Annotated in this window: 15 protein-coding genes and 1 tRNA gene; 2 read left to right on the top strand and 14 right to left on the bottom strand. The window is 38.3% G+C overall.

The genetic code is table 11. The features are described 5' to 3' along the window. Position 1 precedes the first annotated feature (1 nt). The 11 genes from ND6B_RS04750 to ND6B_RS04795 all read right to left on the bottom strand — a co-directional run bounded on the left by ND6B_RS04750 (position 2) and on the right by ND6B_RS04795 (position 13,607). Positions 2-1,039 (bottom strand): polysaccharide biosynthesis protein, encoded by a 1,038-nt coding sequence (locus tag ND6B_RS04750; protein WP_033103955.1) that lies wholly within the window; start codon positions 1,037-1,039, stop codon positions 2-4. Positions 1,040-1,059: 20 nt separating this feature from the next. Continuing rightward, positions 1,060-2,031: a glycosyltransferase gene (locus tag ND6B_RS04755; protein WP_160173137.1), complete on the bottom strand. Its 972-nt coding sequence runs from the start codon at positions 2,029-2,031 to the stop codon at positions 1,060-1,062. Positions 2,032-2,080: 49 nt separating this feature from the next. Then, positions 2,081-3,301: a glycosyltransferase family 2 protein gene (locus tag ND6B_RS04760; protein ID WP_051686729.1), complete on the bottom strand. Its 1,221-nt coding sequence runs from the start codon at positions 3,299-3,301 to the stop codon at positions 2,081-2,083. Beyond that, a complete protein-coding gene (locus tag ND6B_RS04765; protein WP_033103953.1) occupies positions 3,298-4,470 on the bottom strand; it encodes a hypothetical protein in 1,173 nt (390 codons plus the stop codon). Before ND6B_RS04765 ends, ND6B_RS04760 begins: the two co-directional genes overlap by 4 nt. A gap of 17 nt (positions 4,471-4,487) precedes the next feature. After that, a complete protein-coding gene (locus ND6B_RS04770) occupies positions 4,488-5,753 on the bottom strand; it encodes a flippase (RefSeq protein WP_152333086.1) in 1,266 nt (421 codons plus the stop codon). Between the two features lie 7 nt (positions 5,754-5,760). Next, positions 5,761-6,774: a Wzz/FepE/Etk N-terminal domain-containing protein gene (locus ND6B_RS04775; RefSeq protein WP_033103951.1), complete on the bottom strand. Its 1,014-nt coding sequence runs from the start codon at positions 6,772-6,774 to the stop codon at positions 5,761-5,763. 48 nt (positions 6,775-6,822) lie between these two features. Then, positions 6,823-7,068 carry a four helix bundle protein gene (locus ND6B_RS19685; RefSeq protein WP_235420550.1) on the bottom strand — a complete coding sequence of 82 codons (246 nt, stop codon included), beginning with the start codon at positions 7,066-7,068 and terminating at the stop codon, positions 6,823-6,825. Positions 7,069-8,365: 1,297 nt separating this feature from the next. Continuing rightward, positions 8,366-10,918, bottom strand: a complete 2,553-nt coding sequence (locus ND6B_RS04780; protein ID WP_033103963.1) for an SLBB domain-containing protein — start codon at positions 10,916-10,918, stop codon at positions 8,366-8,368. Positions 10,919-11,037: 119 nt separating this feature from the next. Beyond that, the gene (locus ND6B_RS04785; RefSeq protein WP_033103949.1) at positions 11,038-11,820 is read right to left on the bottom strand and encodes a DUF481 domain-containing protein; all 783 of its coding nucleotides are present in this window, start codon (positions 11,818-11,820) and stop codon (positions 11,038-11,040) included. A 107-nt stretch (positions 11,821-11,927) separates the two neighbouring features. Beyond that, positions 11,928-12,746: a mechanosensitive ion channel family protein gene (locus tag ND6B_RS04790; protein ID WP_033103948.1), complete on the bottom strand. Its 819-nt coding sequence runs from the start codon at positions 12,744-12,746 to the stop codon at positions 11,928-11,930. Positions 12,747-13,316: 570 nt separating this feature from the next. Beyond that, positions 13,317-13,607 (bottom strand): hypothetical protein, encoded by a 291-nt coding sequence (locus ND6B_RS04795; RefSeq protein ID WP_033103947.1) that lies wholly within the window; start codon positions 13,605-13,607, stop codon positions 13,317-13,319. A 308-nt stretch (positions 13,608-13,915) separates the two neighbouring features. Between ND6B_RS04795 and ND6B_RS04800 the strand changes: the two genes are divergently transcribed. Together ND6B_RS04800 and ND6B_RS04805 are read left to right on the top strand one after the other, a co-directional pair. Further along, positions 13,916-13,991 (top strand) — tRNA-His (locus tag ND6B_RS04800). Between the two features lie 759 nt (positions 13,992-14,750). Further along, the gene (locus tag ND6B_RS04805) at positions 14,751-15,197 is read left to right on the top strand and encodes an REP-associated tyrosine transposase (RefSeq protein WP_033103946.1); all 447 of its coding nucleotides are present in this window, start codon (positions 14,751-14,753) and stop codon (positions 15,195-15,197) included. A 291-nt stretch (positions 15,198-15,488) separates the two neighbouring features. Here ND6B_RS04805 and ND6B_RS04810 read toward each other — a convergent pair whose 3' ends face one another. The 3 genes from ND6B_RS04810 to ND6B_RS04820 form a co-directional block, all read right to left on the bottom strand. Continuing rightward, on the bottom strand, positions 15,489-18,041 hold the full coding sequence (locus tag ND6B_RS04810; protein ID WP_051686730.1) for a putative bifunctional diguanylate cyclase/phosphodiesterase: 2,553 nt from the start codon (positions 18,039-18,041) through the stop codon (positions 15,489-15,491). Between the two features lie 4 nt (positions 18,042-18,045). Further along, positions 18,046-19,587, bottom strand: a complete 1,542-nt coding sequence (locus tag ND6B_RS04815; protein WP_033103945.1) for a methyl-accepting chemotaxis protein — start codon at positions 19,585-19,587, stop codon at positions 18,046-18,048. A gap of 463 nt (positions 19,588-20,050) precedes the next feature. Then, positions 20,051-21,478, bottom strand: a complete 1,428-nt coding sequence (locus ND6B_RS04820) for an NAD-dependent succinate-semialdehyde dehydrogenase (RefSeq protein WP_033103944.1) — start codon at positions 21,476-21,478, stop codon at positions 20,051-20,053. Between the last annotated feature and the right edge of the window lie 277 nt (positions 21,479-21,755).

The raw sequence follows: 21,755 nt of genomic DNA, 5'->3' as shown, positions 1-21,755 counted from the left end.
CTTACACCCCTTCAGGAACTACTATATTTCCAGATTCAATTTCACGTATAAAATCAAGCTTACGTAGTAACTGTTTCATGCCTTCAACGTCTAAACGCTTGGTATTATGCGAGTTGTAATCTTCTATTTTAGAAAGGTCTGCGTCACCTTCTTCAAAAAACTTTGAGTAGTTTAAATCTCTATTATCGGCAGGTACTCTAAAGTATTCACCTTGCTCTTGTGCCACAAACATTTCTTCGCGGCTACATAAAGCTTCAAACAGCTTTTCACCGTGGCGAGTACCAATCACATTTACAACATGCTCAGGTTTTTTAAGCATTTCGAGTAACGCAGTTACTAGCACCTGGATAGTTGCTGCTGGCGCTTTTTGTACAAAAATATCGCCATTTTTACCATTTTCGAAAGCATGTAACACTAAGTCAACCGCGTCGTCTAAGGTCATCATAAAGCGGGTCATGGTCGGGTCGGTAATAGTGATAGGCTCGTTATTAACTACCTGGCGAATAAACAAAGGAATAACCGAGCCACGAGATGCCATTACATTGCCGTAGCGCGTACAACAAACTGTGGTATTGGTATGTTCTAAATTACGACTTTTAGCAACAATCACTTTTTCCATCATCGCTTTCGAAATACCCATAGCATTAATTGGGTACACGGCTTTATCGGTACTCAAACACACAACGCGTTCAACATTATTAGCTATAGCAGCTTCTAACACGTTTTCTGTACCTAATACGTTAGTTTTAACGGCTTCTAACGGATAAAACTCACATGACGGAACTTGCTTTAATGCAGCAGCATGGTAAACATAATCAACACCACGAATGGCGGTATTAATACTTTGGCTATCGCGTACATCACCAATATAAAACTTTAATTTATCTGACTGAAAATGCTTACGCATGTCATCTTGTTTTTTTTCATCACGTGAAAAAATGCGAATTTCTTTAATGTCGGTATTTAAAAAGCGACGCAACACTGCATTGCCAAATGAGCCTGTACCGCCTGTAATAAGTAATACTTTATTTTTAAACACTATATTTTCTCCAATAGTATCTATATTAGATAGCTAATAAATTCATGAGGATTTTTTAATTCTACCAAGGGTGAAGGCTCACCAAGATAACGTAAAACTGATAACGAAATTGAAACACTAGAATGCGGGTTAAATGTTTCATTAGGTGTAACTACATCGCGCACATAATCAAGCTCTGCAGCTACAATAGCCAGACCAAATTGATTAGCCTCAATTAAAGGCATACCAAAAGATTCGACCAAAGAGGGATAAATTAATGCTTTAGTTTGTTGGTAAAGCTTTTGAACAATGTCTTTTGACACATAACCAACATTTATAATATTGCAGCCGTACTCACCGTTTAGTTGTGCTATCGCTTCAATAAGCTGGGTATTATCGTCACTTAATGTAACCAGCAGAGTTGGATAATAGCCTTTTTCAGCAAGTAAACGCCAAGCTGCAAATAATGTATGATGGTTTTTATGTGCAGAGCCATCGGCTATGTAGGCAAAGTCATATTTTTTTTCTACTGCCCCTGTAGCGACGCACTGAGAACTTTGGCTAATAAAGGGTTTCACCGTTACTAAAATAGATGTTAAATTTTTTAAGTTTAGCTCTGTTTGCGTTTTCATGGAGTTAGACTGCACAATAAACTCAGTTACTCTAGTGCGTAACACATAAAACATTAAGCGCTCAAAGGTTAACCTTAGTGCCGTTTTGAAGTTATAACCCGCTACCGAAAAACCACTTATGTACAATCTATTTTGCAAAAATACGATTATTTCACTGCCTTTATAAAACACTGGCGGAAGGCCATGAAAGCAAAAAATTTTATCGTGTTTATATTTAAGCCCACTAATAAATAGCTCCGCTTTAAGTCTTGAAATTGGGTCCGGCTTCACCCAATATACATTTTGCAATGGACTGACATCTAATCGATTTACAATTCGATGATCAAGAACAAATTGCACATCACTATTTTCATCAAAAGATGTTAATAATGACTTAAGCAACTCAAAACCACCTCCAATGTGGACATTGGGTGCATAAAAAATCATAACTTTATTGTTCTCTATAATTACTAAATACAGTTGCCAAATTAAATCCTTTTTTGCTTAAGTGGGCGTTTAATAATTCTGGTGTTTTTGAAACGTCTAAAACACCAGATACAAACTCTTTGCCACCAGCGGCAGTAGGAATGAGTATACGTTTAGCTATATATGCGCCTCTCAACAATAAATTTTTGACTTTGTAATTAATCAATTTAAGCTTAAAACTTGTTGCACTCATTCCATATTTTTCACGGTATAGCTTTTCAGAATCAGCTATTTCAGCATAATAATCGGAATGATTAGCTTCACACAACGAGTATAGATTAATGAAATTATAATCTTGAATTCTATTTGGAGATAGCTTTTCTAGTGTATTTAGTGCAGCATGACTCCAGACTGTTTCCACAGAAAAAAAGAGTGGAATAAGGTTATTCCATCCCGATTTTGTAAAGGCATTTGTTTGTGATTCAGATGAAAGTGAGCCTTTATGTTTATTCATAGCACTTCGACCAGTGTTACTACCACCAGATGCACCAGGGATTGTTAATGGATAATCGATCTCATGGAAGCTATCAGCTATCAAAGCTAAGCCTATTGCTGCAGACATATCAGGACTTGAACCATGAAAAAAAGCCCCCGTTTTATCATTTAATTTCTTCAATAAATCGTTTTTAACTAAACCATGATAAAGCTTAGGCAGTCCGTCAGTACCTTGACATGAATTATTCAATGCATTTACTAATGCACTCTTAGTATCTTTCTTTTCAATTCCGCCAATAGTTTTTGGTAGATAGAGTCTAGTGCAATGCTTATTACCAAAAACTTTAGTTTGAAAATCAGGCCAGTTATACATGGCTGTCACTTTAGGTGTAAGGATATTTATATTCTGTTTTTTAGCCCATTCCGCTGCGTTATATAATTCATCTGACACCGAATCATCATCACCGATTAAACAAACATACTCTCCTGTTGCTTGCGAAAGCGCATAGTCATGATTTTCTGTCATATCTAAACGCACACTGTGTTTTGTATATTTAAAGTGTACTTTACTCAACTTAGTATCAATCTCATCAACTAAGTTTTTTAGTAAATCATCAGTGCTAGTATCACTTACAACAAGCTCTATACCATTTTGATTAAACTGTAAAATTGATCTAATCGCATAAATTGCATATTTTGATCTATTGTGCGTTGGTATAATAATAGAGAGTAGAGGTAACTCAGAATTCATTTAGTGATCCCTGCAAAGTTTTTAGTTGATTTATTTGTTAACAAAAGCGCAATAGCTAAATAGAGGTTCATTGGAAAAGCCTCAAAAATAATTGTCGTGAAAGAAAAAAGTATAAAAACCAATAAAACAGGGATATAGCTGGAGGAGTTTATATTGTGTTTATTTATATAATTCCTATAAAAAAGCACTAATAAGACAACTATAGGTATAAAAAACAGACCTAGGTTACCAATCATTGATGCGATTAGTGAATCTGGAGCTACCATTTCTTCAGGGTTTTCACTACTTAAGTTAGCTGCATTTGTGAAAACCCCAAAACCGTTCACACTATAATATTGGTAGATACTTTTCTCAAAAATACTTATTAATATATCAATCCGTCCTCCTCCAGATAGCTCAAGATAGTTATCTCTTTGGGTAATTATATTAAGACTTAAAAATGCGACTATTAATACTATAGGTAAGATTACAAATCGTACAATAGTATTTCTCTCCGTTAAAATTGTCATTATTAACAAAAAAGATACTATTATTCCGGTGCCGGATTGTGCTAGCAGGCTGATTAAAAGTGATAAAAAAGAAGGATACAGGCTTTCTTTGAAACGCCCCTCACTAGCTGAGATAATTAATGCAGCACTAGCACAACCAAAAAAAGCCGCTGAATTTGGCGCCATAAATATACCAGGGGTTCTAGCTGGTATATTAGCAAATATAACACCATATATAGGTGGCATAATAAATAACTGAATCACCTGTACTAAAAGACAGATATACAAACCAATATAAATCCAAAATATCAGTTTTTTGTTATCTAAATTTGCAACCCAATTTCCCATTATTAAAAATATGAATAACGGTATGAACCACCTCACACCTAGTAAGGCAATATATACACCGTTAAAATACATTGATAAAAAAAATAGAATTAATATTAACAAAAAAATAAAAACTAATGTTTCTTTGAGAAAACTTTCACCCTTAATAGTAGAACTAATTATCACCATAAAAATGATACTAAAAAAGAGAACGTCTTTTAATAACTTAATATAGATTGGCCCTGAATATGTATGAAGAGCTAAATCTCCACCTTGCAGTATAGAAATTAAATCGTAAGAGTTTTGGACTATTGTAATAAGTAAAATAATAGGAAACAGTAAGATTTTAGTCACAATGCAATCCCATATGTTTACTTAATTATTCTTTTAGCTTTATAAAGCATAATCAAGTAATCAATGATATTTCTTGACGTCCAAGCCAACGCCACTCCTATAACGCCATATTGAACACCCAACATATACATAACCATGCAATAAATAGGCAGCTCGATTAAGTGAACTATAGCTGTAAAACGAACAAACCCATTTCCTTGAATTAATGAGAATGGAACTTGGGCTAAACAAGTAAAAAACATGCCGATAGAAATAATAGCCATTGCGTCACTTGATTTTTTAGCAAAACCATCATTGATCCATAACGCTAATATTTCGTAAGAATATGTAAAAAACACCCCTGTTAAAGGTAACATGATCAATAATAACAGTGTGTTGGTATCCCTATATAATTTTTTTAGCACTTCCTTATTGCCTATATTACTAGAGACAGTAGGGAAGAATACAGATGTAATTGAGATAGGTATAATTGAAAGTTTAGAAATGAGCTCCTGAGGAGTAACATAGTATGCAATAGCCGCAGTAGAAACTGACGAACCTATAAAAAAACGATCTAAGTACGTCATTAATGGACTAACAATATTACTTACCGTCATCCATCCTCCAGAATATACTAAGGATTTAAGTTCACCTTTTTGAAACCTCCCTTCTTTAAAGTAAATTCCCTCTTTGTGAAAGATTTTCATCACTAGTACATAATGAACAAACATAGCTACAATCCGCCCAATCACTAAGAAAACACATATGGCAAGAAGACTATTACCAAAAATCATAATAGAAAAAACCGGACCTAAAAATGTAAATAAACCCATAGGGAAGCGAATTAAATTTATTAATTTAAACTCCCCCTTAGACTCTAAAACCCCTCGTAAACCAGAAGTCAAAGTTATAGCTGGCATTGCGATAGCCATCGCAAAAACACACCATTTAACTTGATTGCTATCAACCCCCCCTGTTGCTTCCAGTGATACAAAGGGAATAAACAATACCATGAAAAAACCAGCGATAATGCCCAGTACAAGAAGTGTAACAAGTGAAGTAAAAACCAAGTTTAATATTCGGTCTCGTTGTTTTTTAGAGTAAGCAATGGATAGCTCTAGAGTTAAAGATCTCCCTAAACCAAAATCAAATAAAGAAAAATAACTGACTACGGCCCATATTAGTGTAAGAATACCAAAAGTTGAATCGCCCAAATGAGAGATTAAGAATGGAATAGAAAATATAGCCGCAAAAAAAGGCAATCCTAAACCGAGCATATTATAAACTATATTTTTATAAGACACTTAACTTCTACTCAACTTTCATTTTTTGATTATAGAAATGTTTTTTCCTCACAAAAACATACTTAATAAAGAGACCTAAAACAGAAAAAACAAAACCTAAAATAAAACCAACAATAACAATCATACCTCGTTTGGGTTTAAACTTTTTCTCCGGCACAAAAGCAGGGTCTATAGTTTTAAAAACATACTCTTCTCGTACTTCTGCAAACATTATTGTTTTTGCTTGCTCTTCGACTAATTTGTATAAGACAGCTCGAATATCAGCGATATTTGTTTGTTTTATTTTATTCTCTAAAAACTCGATACTTTTATTGGCTTCTGTAACATCTCTTTGTTTCATTTCACTGTTGATGTCTTGGATAAATAAACTAATCCAGTACTCAGCTAAATATGGTGAAATATGCTCTATAGATATAGTTATCATACCTGTATCTTTATTGGTATTAACATGTAATATTTTACTAAATTCTCTATATGCTTCTTGTAAAGATGGTTTAGACTTAAGAGGCGCAGCAACTTCTCGAACCCATTCATCATTAGAAACAAGGTATTTTTTTTCATCATAAGAAATTGAATTATCGTGCATATTCCATTGCTTAGCTGCCATCAAATCTGGTAACAAATTGTGCTTTTTGATGAAGTCTCCGATAAACCTTCGTGATTTCATCACTTCAATTGCAATTTGCGTTTTATCGCCAGCCCCTTTACTTCCCAAGTCAATCCCAGCCATACTTGCTATTCCACCAAATTGGCCGGCAAGAGCAGCTAACCCACCTCCACCATTCTCTGAGTTAGTGGGCGCTAGTAGAGCTTCAGATTTATAAACATTGGGCTGCTTAACTGCGAATATTAAAGACCCTATTAAGAAGAGCGAAGTAATTATTATAGCAACCCGCTTTCCTTGCCAAACAATATAGAGTAGCTCTCGTAAGTCAATTTCATCCCCAGTAACATTATTTCTCTGAGTATGTGGTTTATTTGATATTTGTTCGTTATCTTGCTTTGTACTTGGGTTATTCATATGGGTCTCATGGGTTCTAGTGAGTGGCTTCGAGCCGCGAGCTATTGACTAAGAGCTATTTTTAATGACCGTTATTAATCTGCTTAGCATCTTTGCAATTACCTCACACTCCTCAAGAATATAACCTGCTTTTGAGCTATTGATATATCCTAATTCTGAAGCAATCATAACTTGTGTTTTTAATTCGCCTATGGAGCCTTTGGCTATCCATAAAAAACGTGTTTTTTCTTTTTCAAAACCTCTTTCCATCCCCTCTGCAATATTGCTAGGTACAGAAACAGAGCATCTACACATTTGATCTTTTAGACCATAATCCTGGAGCTGCTGAAAGTTTTATCAATCAATAAACTTAGCTTAAAGCTCTTTGCCAAACTTCTAGGTTTTCATATTTCATTTTTAACTCTAAAGTAATACTTTAAAGTTAAAATGTAGCAGGTTTTAGCGTTTTTACAGTTAGTTAATTTTAGAGCTTCGAGCTTCGGGCTTCGAGCTTTGGGCTTCAGGCTTCGAGCTTCGGGCTTCGGGCTTCGAGCTCTAGGCTCTAGGCTCGTCGCTGTAAGCTTATCTAGCCCTTCGGGCACGCTCCACGTTCCAGTTCGTCGCAGAGTTCCTCTCGCTCCAGCTTGAAAGCAAAACTATTTGCTTGTCTAGCCCTTCGGGCACGCTTCCGCCCCTAGGTTGCAGTTCCTACGGTCTGATAAAAAAAATAGGTTTTAGGTCCTAGGTCCTAGGTTCTAGGTTCTAGGTTCATAGTCTTTAAGTAAACACCTGCGGGCGTAAAGCCCGGCCTACAAAATCATTTTGAACCACAGAGCACGCGAGGCACTGCGCGCTTCACTGAGAAACAAGCTTGCGCGGCGTAAAGCCCCGCCTACAGGCTATTTAAACCCCGAAGCTCGCAACTCGTCTCTTCCTTAATCCCTAACGGCTTATCTTTACCCTCTGTGGTAAATAAAATCACCTTAACGCGACATAAAGTCGCTGTTACCTTTGCGAGGCGTAAAGCCCCGCTTTAAAAATCATTTTTGAACCACAGAGTGCACTGAGGCGCTGCGCGCTACACCGAGAAAAAGCTTGCTGAAAAATGACAGCTAATAACTGCTTTTTTCCTCTGTGTTCTCTTTACCTCTGTGGTAAATAAAATCACTTTAACGCGACATAAAGTCGCTGCTACCTTTGCGAGGCGTAAAGCCCAGCCTACAAAATCATTTTGAACCACAGAGCACGCGAGGCGCTGTGCGCTTCACAGAGAAACAAGCTTGCGCGGCGTAAAGCCCCCGCCTACAAGCTATTTAAACCCCGAAGCTCGCAACTCGTCTCTTCCTTAATCCCTAACGGCTTATCTTTACCTCTGTGGTAAATAAAATCACTTTAACGCGACATAAAGTCGCTGCTACCTTTGCGAGGCGTAAAGCCCCGCTTTAAAAATTATTTTGAACCACAGAGACACCGAGGCGCTGCGCGCTGATACGAAAAGCCTGCGCGGCGTAAAGCCCGGCCTACAAAAAAACTAGGTTCTAGGGTTTAGGTTCTAGGTCTTCCTCGTACCTAGAACCTAAACCCTATTTATTCCTTGCGCCTATTACCTATATTACAGGCTGCCTATAGCAGCTACTGCTACGCCAAGCTGATAAAGTATTTGTGTAGCGGTGCTCCACAGCGTTAGCTTATCCATATGGCCTGCATCCATTGGCACTACTATGGTGTCGCCTGGTTCTAGCATTTGCTCATTACCTGGAGCAAACCAATTACCTGAGTTAGGTATGGTTACTGCGCCATTGGCTTTAATAATATAAATACGGTCGTCATCAGCGCGTTCTTTTAAGCCACCACTTAGCTCTAGGTAGTCATCAACACTTATGCCTGCTTTATACAAATGCGTGGTTGAGTAGTTTACTTCACCCACAACACTAATAGAGTCGCGTTTGCTAGGTACATATAAAGTGTCGCCATCTTGAAGCACTAAGGTTTGCTGGTTATTTTGAATAAGCGGCAGGTCTATTACCAAACGGCCTAATGCTTCTACACTTGCGAGGTCATTGAGTAACTTGTCCATTTCATCATACGAAAGCGAGCTACTACTCACTGAGTCTTGAAAGCTTTTTGATGCCACATCACGGCGTAGCTCTGTTGCTAAACGTGCTAGCTGTTGCTGCTCTTGTTGCTTTACTGATAAACGCGTAAATATAGCGGCATTTTGCTCTGCAAAGTCGCTAAAACCACCCGCTCGCTCTAGTAAGTTACTTAAGGTTTCGCCACGGCGAATGGTGTAGGTGCCCGGAAATTTAAACTCACCTTTTAAAGTTACCTTAACGTTTTCTTGCCAGTTAGGAATTGCAAAAATATTTAAGCTGTCTTTGCTTTGTAAAGCAAGGCTGCTTTCGTTACTACCTATTAGTTGTTCAAGGTTTATTTTTACATGCTCTACTTGTGAAGCATTGCCATCAACCATGCGGGTTATTTCAGCTTCTTTGGTGTAAGCCGATTCTAACAAGCCCCCAGCAGCTATTATTAAGTCAGCTACACGGCCATTTACGGTTAAAGGGTAAACCCCTGGGTGACTTACTTTGCCGTTAATTTCTACTAGTTGTATTGCTTTATTCGTTGAAGCTTGTTGCTTCAACTGTTTAATTATTGGCGCTAGTAAATTATTACGGCTGTATGGCGAGTAGCTCTCAGCGCTTAAATCGTTACTATTTTCATCGAGCGATGCTTGCTCAATAGATTTATCTTTTTTAGTGCCTGACCCTGTGGTTGATAAAGTTAGCTGCTCTTGCTGCTTTTGCTCAAACTCACTAAATATAATAATTTTATCGTTTGCGTTAAGGGTTAAGTCGTTTTTAGCGTTTTTTACAATGGCTTGCGCAACATCAAACTGATGCACTTCTATATCACCACTAATATTTATTTCACGAATTACTAAGCCATAACTTAAATCAGCTTGTTGTAGTAGATCACCACGTACCGACTTTAACACGTCGGAAATGCGTTTACCTTCATACCACTGGTAGCTGCCCGGGCGAACTACTGCCCCCACTAAATTTACAACATTATTATATTGTGCGCTTACCGTGTTAAAACGAATGCGATCGCCGTCTTGCGGAATGTAATTTATATTGCTAGCAGAAAAGTCTACGGTAAGTACTTCTTTGCGGTTGTTTTTAAAACGCTCTACCACGGCATTTTTAGTATAAGCGCCCGGCTTTAGGCCGCCTGCCATAGCTAAAAGCTCTTTGGCTGTTTCGCCCTTTTTTAGCTCAAAAATAGCAGGGCGTTTCACTAAACCTTCAACGGTTACTTGTGCGCCCACCGAAGGTACAAATACCACGTCGCCGGGTTTTAAAATAATATCGTTACTGCTATCACCGCGAATAAGTAAATCGTATAAATCGAAATTAGTAACTACTTTACCAGCCCGCTTAACTTGAATATTACGTAATGATGCAATATCCGACACCCCACCACTTACAAATAACGCATGCGATACTGTAGTAAGCGACGACACACTGTAACTTCCTGGTTTGTATGCTTCACCTAATACCATAATACGCATACTGCGAAGTTGACCAAGCGAGACAAACGCTTTTACACCTATAACTTCTTGCTCTACTTTTAACTTAATTAACTGCTTTACCTCAGAAAAAGTTAAGCCAGCGACTTGTACCGGGCTCAAATCAGGGATGCTAATGCGCCCTTCGCGATCAACAATAACTTCAAAGCTCGCGCTTTCTTTACCATAAAAGTTAATTAATAACTGATCGCCTCGGCCAACTAAATACGTATCGGGTACTGCTGACGTTTCGCTAGGCATAAAAGTGGTGGGTTCGCCGGCAAATAGTTCATAGCCAAATGGTTTAACTTTATTGGTTTTTGGCTTTTTATCGAGTTGTTTATCGTTTTCTTCGGTTTCAGATGGGTCTATGCGCTCACCGATAGTAGGAGGTTGTTCTGCACTAACCTGGTTTTGTTGGCCAGCACCGGTTATTACTGATAAGTCAACACCGTACTGTTTTGCAAGTGCCTGCTGTTGAGACTTAGGCAACTTTTTAAATTGCTCTATTTGCGATGCACTTGGGGTAAAAGCCAATGCGTTGAAGCTGCTGATAATTATCAGCGCACTAATAAAGTATTTAAAAAAGTTCACGAGTAGGTATTTCCCTAGTTCTACAGTCGATAATGCGCGTATCATACACCATTTTCGCGTAATTAAAAAAGAGGCAACCGCCTCTTTTATTACATAATTGTTATTAAAACCGCTATTGGTTAAAAGCTATACACCAATGTTAATGAGGTCTCTGTATCAGTTGCTTCTTTATCATCAGCCACATCTGAGTTATTGGTGATATTGTAGGCTACTTTCATTTGTAGTGAGCCATTAATTTTAGTAAGTAACGCAGTTTCTGAGCGAGTTTTAGTATTAGTATCACCATATTCTACCGATACCAACTGAGTAAAACGTGCGTTGTCTGAAATTTTCCAGCTAAAATCTACTTTACCTAAGGCAATTACTTCGCCTTCGTATTCACCGGCTAGTGAGTTGCCGTTTTCATCAACCTCTTCGCTTACATCTGGGTATTTAAAGTACTTATAACCTGGACCAATTTCAGCGTTTAGTTTCATGTTTGACTCGTTTAATAAACGTAAACCATAACCCGCTGAAACAACCGATTCATTTCTGTAGGCACCAAAGTAATCAGAAACGTGTGACCCATAAATAAATAAGTGGGCGTGCTTTTCGTTTAATTTGTAATTACCCTGCGCTGAAATAGAGTACTTTTCGTTAGTACGCTGTTTTTCTTTAGTACCGTCGTCGTTTTCTACTTCGTCTTCTTTGTAGATGCCGTCTAGCTTATACTCGTTATTCCAGCTTTCTAAGTTATGTAATACTTTAATACCGCCTTTTAGGGTGGTTGTTTCGGTATTACCGCTGGTAATAATAGCGCCTACTTCACTGGTAACTTCCCAGGTTTTTTGTTCTTCTTCTGCTGCAAATGCATTGGTTGTAGCTGAGGCTGCTACTAAAATTGATAAAAGCTTAAGTTTCATTAAAAAATAACCCTGTAAAAAATGTATTTATACCTATTAAAAAAAGCAGCGCACATGCTAACCAATCTCATATGATCGCTGCCTTAATAAAATAAATATTTTAAAAATTAGTCTTGCTTATGTAAATGAACATCCATTTGTGGGAACGGAATAGTAATGTCTGCGTCGTCTAACGCTATTTTAATGTTTTCCATTAACGACCAATATGTTGGCCAGTAATCTTCTGAGTTAACCCACGGGCGCACAATAAAGTTAACACTTGAATCTGCAAGTTCAGAAACCGATACGTTGTATGCAGGATCTTTTAAAATACGCGGTTCGTTATCTAGTACTGATTTAAGTACTTCTTTTGCTTTTCGTAAGTCGGCGTCGTAGCCAACGCCAATCACAAGGTCAACGCGGCGCGTTGCTTCGCGTGAGTAGTTAATGATTGCATCTGACATGATTTTTGAATTTGGCATTACAATTACTTTGTTGTCAGGAGTGCGCATTTCAGTTGAGAATATTTCGATTTTTTTAATCGTACCGGCTTTACCGCCCGCTTCAACGTAGTCACCTGATTTAAATGGGCGAAGTAGAATAATTAATACGCCTGACGCAAAGTTAGATAACGACCCTTGCAGTGCTAAGCCAACGGCTAAACCTGCCGCACCTAAAATAGCAATGAATGATGTGGTTTCGATGCCAATTTGTGACAGCGCCATTAAAATAGTGGCTGCAAATACAATGGCATATACAATACTAGAGACAAACGATGAAACCGCTTTATCTACTTTTTTCTTGTCGAATGCTTTTTCGGTTAACTTTGCACAAAATTTAGCAATTCGTCCACCCAGTAAAAATATAACAAGCGCTATAACTGCTTGAATACCATAGTGTAAAATTAAGCCTGAATTTTCATTCAGCCAATTGAGTATTGAATCCATATTAACTCCTGATAGTGTTATTTAGCAGTTTAGCGATATTGTTTGTTGTATTGTAAATCTTTAATACGTGTTTGCAACAGCGTATTTCGAGGTTCTAGGTTCGAGGTTCGAGGAATTTAAAAACCTTACGGTTAATATAGCGAGGTTTTTTTATGCCCGTAGGCGGGAGTTTACCTCGCGCAGGGTTTAATAAAATGCGCGGGATAACCACCGCCCACGTTCAATACAAACATCATGCTTGGCTTAATCTCTACCTAAAATCTTTGTCTTTAATCTCTTCCTCTGTGAACTCTGTGACCTCTGTGGTAAATAGTGTTTTAATTTTTTGCACCACAGAGTACACCGAGGCGCTTCGCGCTACACAGAGAAGAAAATCTTGCGCGGTATAAAGCGGGATTAGGGATTCGAGCCGCGGGTTTCGAGGTTCGAGGAATTTAAAAACCTTACGGTTAATATAGCAAGGTTTTTTATACCCGTAGGCGGGAGTTTACCTCGCGCAGGTTTTATAAAATGCGCGGGATAACTCCCGCCTACGTTCAATACAAACACCGTACTTAACTTAATCTCTACCTAAAACCTAAAATCTTTGTCTTTAATCTCTTCCTCTGTGAACTCTGTGAACTCTGTGACCTCTGTGGTAAATAGTGTTTTAATTTTTTGCACCACAGAGTACACCGAGGCGCTACGCGCTTCACAGAGAAGACAAAACAAATAAAACATGTCTTTAATCATTTCCTCTGTGTGCTCTGCCCCCTCTGTGGTGAATAAAATCTCTTTAAGATCTTTTGCACAAAGAGAAGTGAATGAGAAGTAAATGAGAAAACAATAACCATGAGCCCGAGTGATTAATTGTTTTTTCACTAGCTCTAAAAGCGCAGCGTCTCTTAACCTCTTTGTGAATAAGTTTATTGCCTAAAACCACCTGCGCGTGATAACCCCCGCCTATAAACCATTTTGAACCACAGAGTACACCGAGGCGCTACACGCTCGCGGGATTGGGGATTCGAGCCGCGGGCTGCCCGTTGCCCGTTGCCCGTTGCCCGTTGCCCGTTGCCAATAGCTTAAATATAGAATACTTATAATAAGTTTAATTTTTTTTGATTTTTTGCTTCACAAGCATGGGGATATTATGTATTATGCGCGCCACACCAAACAAGGTGTATGTAGTGGCGGTTGTAGCTCAGTTGGTAGAGCCCCGGATTGTGATTCCGGTTGTCGCGGGTTCGAGCCCCGTCAATCGCCCCACTATTTCTAAGTATCCTCAGTAATATTCAAAGTTAATCTTTTAGTTATATCTACACGGCTTTAAGCCAAAAAAACCTTAAATAAAGAAATAATACTGACTTATCTGTTTTCTTAAGCTTATTTGCGTCTTTACTCCGCGTTTGCTTATACCCTTTAACTTATACTTTTATAAAACCCTGACGCGACATAAAGTCGCTGCTACTATAAATATTACCCTGCGTCTCACTTTAACTTATACTTTTATAAAACCCTGACGCGACATAAAGTCGCTGCTACCATAAATATTACCCTGCGTCCCACTTTAACTTATACTTTTATAAAACCCTGACGCGACATAAAGTCGCTGCTACTATAAATATTATCCTGCGTCTCACTTTAACTTATACTTTTATAAAACCCTGACGCGACATAAAGTCGCTGCTACTATAAATATTACCCTGCGTCTCACTTTAACTTATACTTTTATAAAACCCTGACGCGATATAAAGTCGCTGCTACTATAAATATTACCCTGCGTCTTACTTTAACTTATACTTTTATAGAACCCTGACGCGACATAAAGTCGCTGCTACTATAAATATTACCCTGCGTCTCACTTTCACTTATACTTTTATAAAACCCTGACGCGATATAAAATCGCTGCTACATAAATTAAAAAATAACTCCCGTAGCAGCGGGTTTACCCCGCGTCATAGCGCCTTAAAAAGACGCGATGTGAAATCGCTGCTACACTTTATTCTTTATGCGCAAGGACTCGCTATGAAGAAGGCTTATCGTCTCAGGAAAGGGAGGGTTTCACTAGCTAATCATTACTATATTGTCACTATGGTATCCCATAATCGTAATAAGCTTTTTACTAAACTTAATATGAATCGTTGTTTAATAAAACATATGCGAGAGCTAGAACAAGAACAAAGAATAAAATCGATCGCATTTGTTATTATGCCAGATCATTTACATTGGCAATTTCAAATACTTTCTAACAACACGCTTTCAAATATAGTTCGTCTTTTTAAAGGTAGAACTGCTGCTAGTTTTTATCAGTTTGAGGTTTATAGATTGTGGCAAAAAGGATATTACGATCATTTAATTCGTAATGAAGAAGATCTTATAACAAGCGCTCGTTATATTATTGCCAATCCTTTGAGGGCAAAGTTAATAGTCAATGTTGCAGATTACCCTTATTGGGATTGCGTTTATGTTTAATATTACAGCCGACGTGTAGCAGCGGGGTTACCCCGCGTCACCGAGTCTTTAAAAGACGCGATGTAAAATCGCTGCTACATATGCGCGAGATACCCCCACCTACGTTCAACACAAACACCGTGCTTGGCTTAATCTCTACCTTTAACCTTTTGCCTTTAACCTTTAAAAAGACGCGGAATAAATCCGCTGCTACATGTGCGCGAGATACCCCCACCTACGTTCAATAAAAACACCGTACTTGGCTTAATCTCTGCCTAAAACCTAAAACCTAGAACCTTTGTCTTTAACTGGTTATTGAAGGCGTTCTTTCCACTGTTCTACAGGAATTGGCTTTGAAAATAAGTAGCCTTGAAACAAGTCGCAGCCACGTTGTTTTAAATAATTGAATTGCGCCGTTTCTTCAACGCCTTCTGCCACGCTATTTACGCCAAGTGCGTTGGCCATGTCGATGATCATGTTTACAATTGTTTTACTGGAACTATCCTCGTTATCCATAATGCCATCAACAAAGTATTTATCTATTTTAAGCTCTGAAATAGGCAACTCTTTCAAATAACTCAAACTTGAATAACCCGTTCCAAAATCATCAATTGAAAACCTAAAACCCATTTGATTCAGTTCAACCATGGTTTCTTTTACCAGCTCTATGTCTGACACTAAGGTGGTTTCCGTCAATTCAATAATTAAATGCTGTGGCAACACTTGCCATTTTTGCACGCTAGCTAATAACTTCTCTTTAAAGTCTGATGCTACTATTTGCTTAGCGCTTATATTAACCGCAATACAGGTGCTTTTACCTAACTGACCCACTTGATGTAATAATTTACACACGTTATCAATCACCCAATCTCCAATTTTAATAATAGCCTCACTTTCTTCGGCAATAGGTATAAATTCAGCAGGGCTTATAATACCCAGCTCTTGAGAGTGCCAACGTAATAATGCCTCTGAAGAATGAAAGGTATTTTCATTAATATATTGCGGCTGAAGCGCGAGTTTTAGTTCATTGCTTTTATCCACATTTATCAGCAAATAACGAATTTTATTCGTACGTTCATAACGCTTTAATGCATCTAAATCTGCAAAATAGTAACCAAAAGGGGATAGCTTTTTGGCTTGTTTTAGTGAGTAATCAAGTTTATTGAATAATGAGTCGTAAGAGTCTTTACTCGCATCAATAATAGTACTGCCCAAAGAGGCACTTAATACCACTTCAAGATCATTGATCTTATGGGAAAAGTTAGCCAAGGCTAATATTTTAGAGTCAATTATCGGTTGTTGTAGCTCCAAATCACATAAGTTGCGATTGGGGTAAGTGCTAATTATTAAAAAAGAATCAACACCACTTTTATAAAGTTTGTACTCTCCTTCAACGGCTTTAGATAGTTTTTTAGCCGTTAAAATAAGTGCTTCATTTCCTGCTTCAATCCCATACTTAAAATTAAACTGAGATAATTTATCCATATCTAACAACGCAGCATAAATATAACTGCTATTTAAACTGGCACTTTGCAGTAAACTTCTACATTCACGTTCAAACCAGCGTTTATTTTTTAAACCTGTGATGGGATCTGAATAGGCTAAGTTATAAATAGTGTCTTGAGCCTTAAGCTTTTCGCTTATATCTCTTACAACACCAATATATTCAATACTCTCACCATTTACTGCTTTGGTAAGCGACAGCTCAATTTGAAATACTGTGCCATCATTTTTACGCGCGGGTAACTGTCTGCCTACCCCTATAATTTTAGCCTCACCGGTTTGCTCATAGTTTTGCATATAAGAGTGGTGTTTAGAGGCATAGGGTTCTGGCATTAAGTTATTAATAGATAAACCCAACATTTCGCTGTGCTCATAACCAAACATAGCCAAGGCTGTTTTATTACAATGAACAATTACCCCTTTTTGGTTAATGGTAATAACCGCATCATTAAGGTTATCTAAAATAGCTTCGAGGCGATTGCTTTTTTCTGCCACTCTCGTTTGTAAGTCATACTCAAACGTAACATCCTCAAACGCACCATAAACGGCAATTAATGTGTTATTACTATTAAAAACAGGGTGCCCGCTGGTTCTTACCCACTTATTGTGACCTTTAGCATCTATAAACTGAAAGTCTTCACAGTAGGGTAAACCTTGCGTTTGTAGGTGTTCGAAATGCTGACGAATACGCGATTGTTCTTTTTCACCAGCATAATACTCAATTGCTTGTGTTGGGGTGAGCTTGGCGTTAGTTTCAAGCCCGTAAATATTATAAACTTCAGGGGAATAATATAATTCCTCGGTTGCAACTTTGTATTCCCAGGTCCCTACCTTAGCCATGCTTTCTACGGCATTAAACAGTTGCTGTTGAGAGCTTGATTTATTCTCTAAAAAACACTTTTGTAAGTATATATTGGTGTAATTAGCAAAGCTAAGCAGGGTAGACTTATACGACTCTAACGTTTCATGGGCATTAAAATATAGGCCAACTAACACACCCGTTAATTGCCCCTCATCATTAAAAATAGAGGCGCCAATATAAGCATGCGCATTTATTTTTTTTAGCAGTTTATTTTCAGGATAATGGCGCTGTAAATCATGGGTAATATAGCACGCACTTTGCGACAACAATTGCTCACAAGGTGACCCCTCAAGTGAATAAGAAAAGTTAGCAGTCACTTTTCCATTTAGCATAACCAATTGTGTGGTTGCTAATTTTTGCTGATTAACAGAGGCAATAAATAAGTAATCGGCTTTTATTTCTTGCTGCAAGGCACTCAATTGCGCACTTAAATTTGCGCATTGAGAATACGGTGCATCATAGGCTGCGCCTATATCGGAATGTTTACTATCCTTGCTCACGTTATTAACCTACTTTAAAAGAAAGACCTAGAGACGCTAATGCTTTAGAGTGCTTTTCGATTGCATCAGACTCAGCACCTACACAATGCGCTTGCGCTAGGTTTTCTGACGATGCGCTACTAATATTTGAAATATTACGGCTAATTTCTTGCGATACCATACTTTGTTCTTCTGCAGCGGTTGATATTTGCGTTGCTAAATCAGAAATATCAGTAATTGCAGCGTATACTTTTGAGACGATATCTTGGGTATTACGGGTTTCTTTCACACAACTCTCTGCCGCGTTTTTACCCGCTTCCATGGTTTTTGACCAATTTAAAAGCGTAGATTGCATTTCAGATATAGATATTTGGATTTGCTCTGTAGCGGTATGTGTTCTGCTTGAAAGCGCACGCACTTCGTCAGCAACAACTGAGAAGCCTCTACCGTGCTCACCGGCACGCGCAGCTTCTATAGCCGCATTAAGTGCAAGTAAATTTGTTTGGTCGGCAATCCCTTGTATCTCTTGCATTATACCACCAATTTTTTCAGCCTCTGTTGCTAGCTCGCTCGCTGAACTTGCTGAGTTATCAACTTCTGTTGCGAGTAACGATACTTCACGCATGGTGCCTGACATAGCTTGCGTTGCATTTTCGCAGTCTTGATGAGCTTGTTGAACACGTTGGTTGGTTACTAAGGTATTTTTAGCGACCTCATCAATTGAATGCACCATTTCCTCAACCGCAGAGGATACCTGATGCAATTCAGACGCTTCTTTTTCAACACCGGCCTGCGCAGCTTCAGCACAAATTTTTAGAGAATCAGCACCTTTACTCAAGCTTAAGGTGCCATCAATAATCCGGCCAACAATCGTCGTGACTTTACCCTCAAGCAGTTTAATCTGAAAATCAGTATAGCTAAGGCTATCACTGCCGGAGTATACATGGCGAGATACACTGTCACTGCCTTTTTTGCTTTCTTTAAGCGCACTTTGCGAGCGAATTAACTCTTCATAAAAAATAATAAAAGGCAAAGGAACAAACAGCAAACATAACCAGAACATGTAACTTGTTAACCAAGCAATTAAAGCAGCACACCCAATAAATAGCGGCAATTTAAATGCGGCTAATTTTTCACTTAAAGGCGTAATTGATTGACCGCTGTTTAAACGTTGGTAAAGCTTTTCTGCGCGGTTTTTATATTCAGGCAGAAGCTGTTGACGAACTGATTGATAACCTACTTTTTTTCCGTTTTCATAAATAGGGGTAACAAATGCATCAACCCAATAATAACGCCCATCTTTACATCTATTTTTTACCGCTCCTCGCCAAGCGGTATCGCTTTTTAAGTTCGACCACATATCTCCAAATGCCGCAGGAGGCATTTCTGGGTGACGAATCATGTTATGGTTTTTCCCTTTCAACTCATTAATGGTATACCCTGACACTTTACAAAAGCTATCATTTGCATAAGTGATAACCCCTCGTAAATCTGTTGCAGAAACTAATTCTTCATCAATGCCGAACGAAACTTCTTGGTCTACCGTTGCTTGATTTCTTCTACTCATAGTGGGTGCTTCATTATGTTTTAATGGGTTAGTTTTCGAGATGTTAATTTATAAATGTATAAAACACAATTATACATTCTTACTATATGTTAGTAGTTTTGAAACTACATTCTACTTACTTAAACACTAAAAATATACATTTAAAAACATACAGTTAAAAAATTTTACATATAGAAAAAGGAATTGCTATTACGTAAAGTTCCACCTATAAAAGGATTATAATTAGAATAGTATCTAATTAAGAATAGTTTAGACCTTAAAATGGAAAGCTGCAAAAAACCTCTCCTTGTATAAAGATAAAAAAAATGCCACCAGATGGTGGCATTTACACACGGGAGTATTTCTACTTATAGAAATTTTTTACGTTTTGTTTACTTAAATATTTTTTGAAAAGGTAGCATTTACACCCGTTTCAAGCAACTTAAAACGCTGAACTGTTAACTCATCGGAACAGTTTTAACCATTACACCTTAATACATACATATTTTTCTTCTAAGTACTCATCTAACCCTTGGTGACCGCCCTCTCTGCCGAGACCAGATTGTTTTACCCCACCAAACGGCGCTACAGGGTTTGATATAACCCCTTCATTAACACCGACCATACCAAATTCTAGCGCTTCACTTACGCGGTATATTTGCTTAATATTCTGACTATAAAAGTAGGCTGCTAGTCCATAGGGAACATCATTAGACAATGCCAGTACTTCTGCCTCATCATCAAACGGGATTATACTTAATACAGGGCCAAACACCTCTTGGTGATAAATATTCATCTCAGGCGTAACATTGTTAACAATAACTGGGTTTTGAAAACTCCCCCCTAAATCTCGTTGCTCGCCAATAAGCGAAGCCCCTTTGCTTAATGCATCGTTTATCAATTGCTGAACTTTTTGTTTAGCCTCAGGGTATATCAGCGGACCAATATCCACTTCATCTTCAAAGCCGTTTGCCACTTTTAATCCAGCAACCTTTGAGGTTAGCTTGTTGAGCACTTTATCCATAATACTGCGCTGAATAAAGATACGGTTAGCCGCCACACACGCTTGGCCACTATTTCTAAATTTAGCCGCCATTAAGCCATCAATGGCGTCATTAATATCGGCATTATCAAAAATAATGAACGGCGCATTGCCGCCTAATTCCATTGATGTTTTCTTAATTGTATCAGCGCATTGCGATAGTAACTGCTTACCCACCCCGGTAGAGCCTGTAAAAGTAAACTTACGTACCACCTCTGAGTCTGTCAGCATTTTGCCAACGTCTTTAGCGTTTTGTGATACCAACACATTAAATGCACCTTTAACAAAGCCAGCCTGATCAGCTAAATAAGCTAAAGCAATGGCGCATAGTGGTGTGTGCTCAGAAGGCTTGAGTATAAAACTACAGCCCGCGGCATAAGCCGGCGCGACTTTTCGAGTTACCATAGCCACAGGAAAGTTCCATGGCGTAATACCTGCTACCACGCCAATAGGTTGCTTGAAGCTAGTTAAACGATGACTGTTATCGGTGGCGGGGATCACATCGCCGTAGCTGCGTTTAGCTTGTTCGGCAAACCACTTAATAAAGCCAGCCCCATAATCTATTTCACCAAGCGATTCTTTAAGCGGTTTTCCCTGCTCTTTAGTCATAAGTGTAGCAAGGGTTTGTTTGTGTTTGATCACCAACTCATACCAGCGCATCAAGGTGTCACTTCGCTCGGTCGCATTGGTGGCTTTTAATTTTACAAACGCGCCTTTTGCTGCTGCTATGGCATTTTTTACGCCTTGCTCATCAATATCACTTACATCAACAATACTTTGTTCGGTGGCCGGATCATCAACGCTAAAGCGTGAGTTGGTTTGATAAAATTCACCGTTAATAAACGAGTCTGAAAAAATAAGATCACTCAAAATATACCTCCGAAATGGGTTTTGGTTTTTGGGCCTCGAGCCTCGAGCTTCGAGCTTCGAGCTTCGAGCTTCGAGCTTCGGGCTTCGGGCTTCGATAAATTAAAAAAGCCTTGTGGTTAACGCTACAAGACTTTTTAATTTTAATTTACCTGCCGCCCGTAACCCTTTACCTTCAACCTTTGTATTTATTCACTTCCTCTGCGCACTCTGTAATCTCTGTGGTAAATAAAATTACTAACAAACGCGGAATAAAACCGCTTTAAAAAGCATATGCACA

Origin of the sequence: Pseudoalteromonas sp. ND6B (assembly GCF_000764215.1) — a bacterium.
Taxonomy (GTDB): Bacteria; Pseudomonadota; Gammaproteobacteria; order Enterobacterales; family Alteromonadaceae; genus Pseudoalteromonas; species Pseudoalteromonas tetraodonis.
Note: the sequence above shows the minus strand (reverse complement) of the source record. Positions and strands in the feature narration are given on the sequence as shown.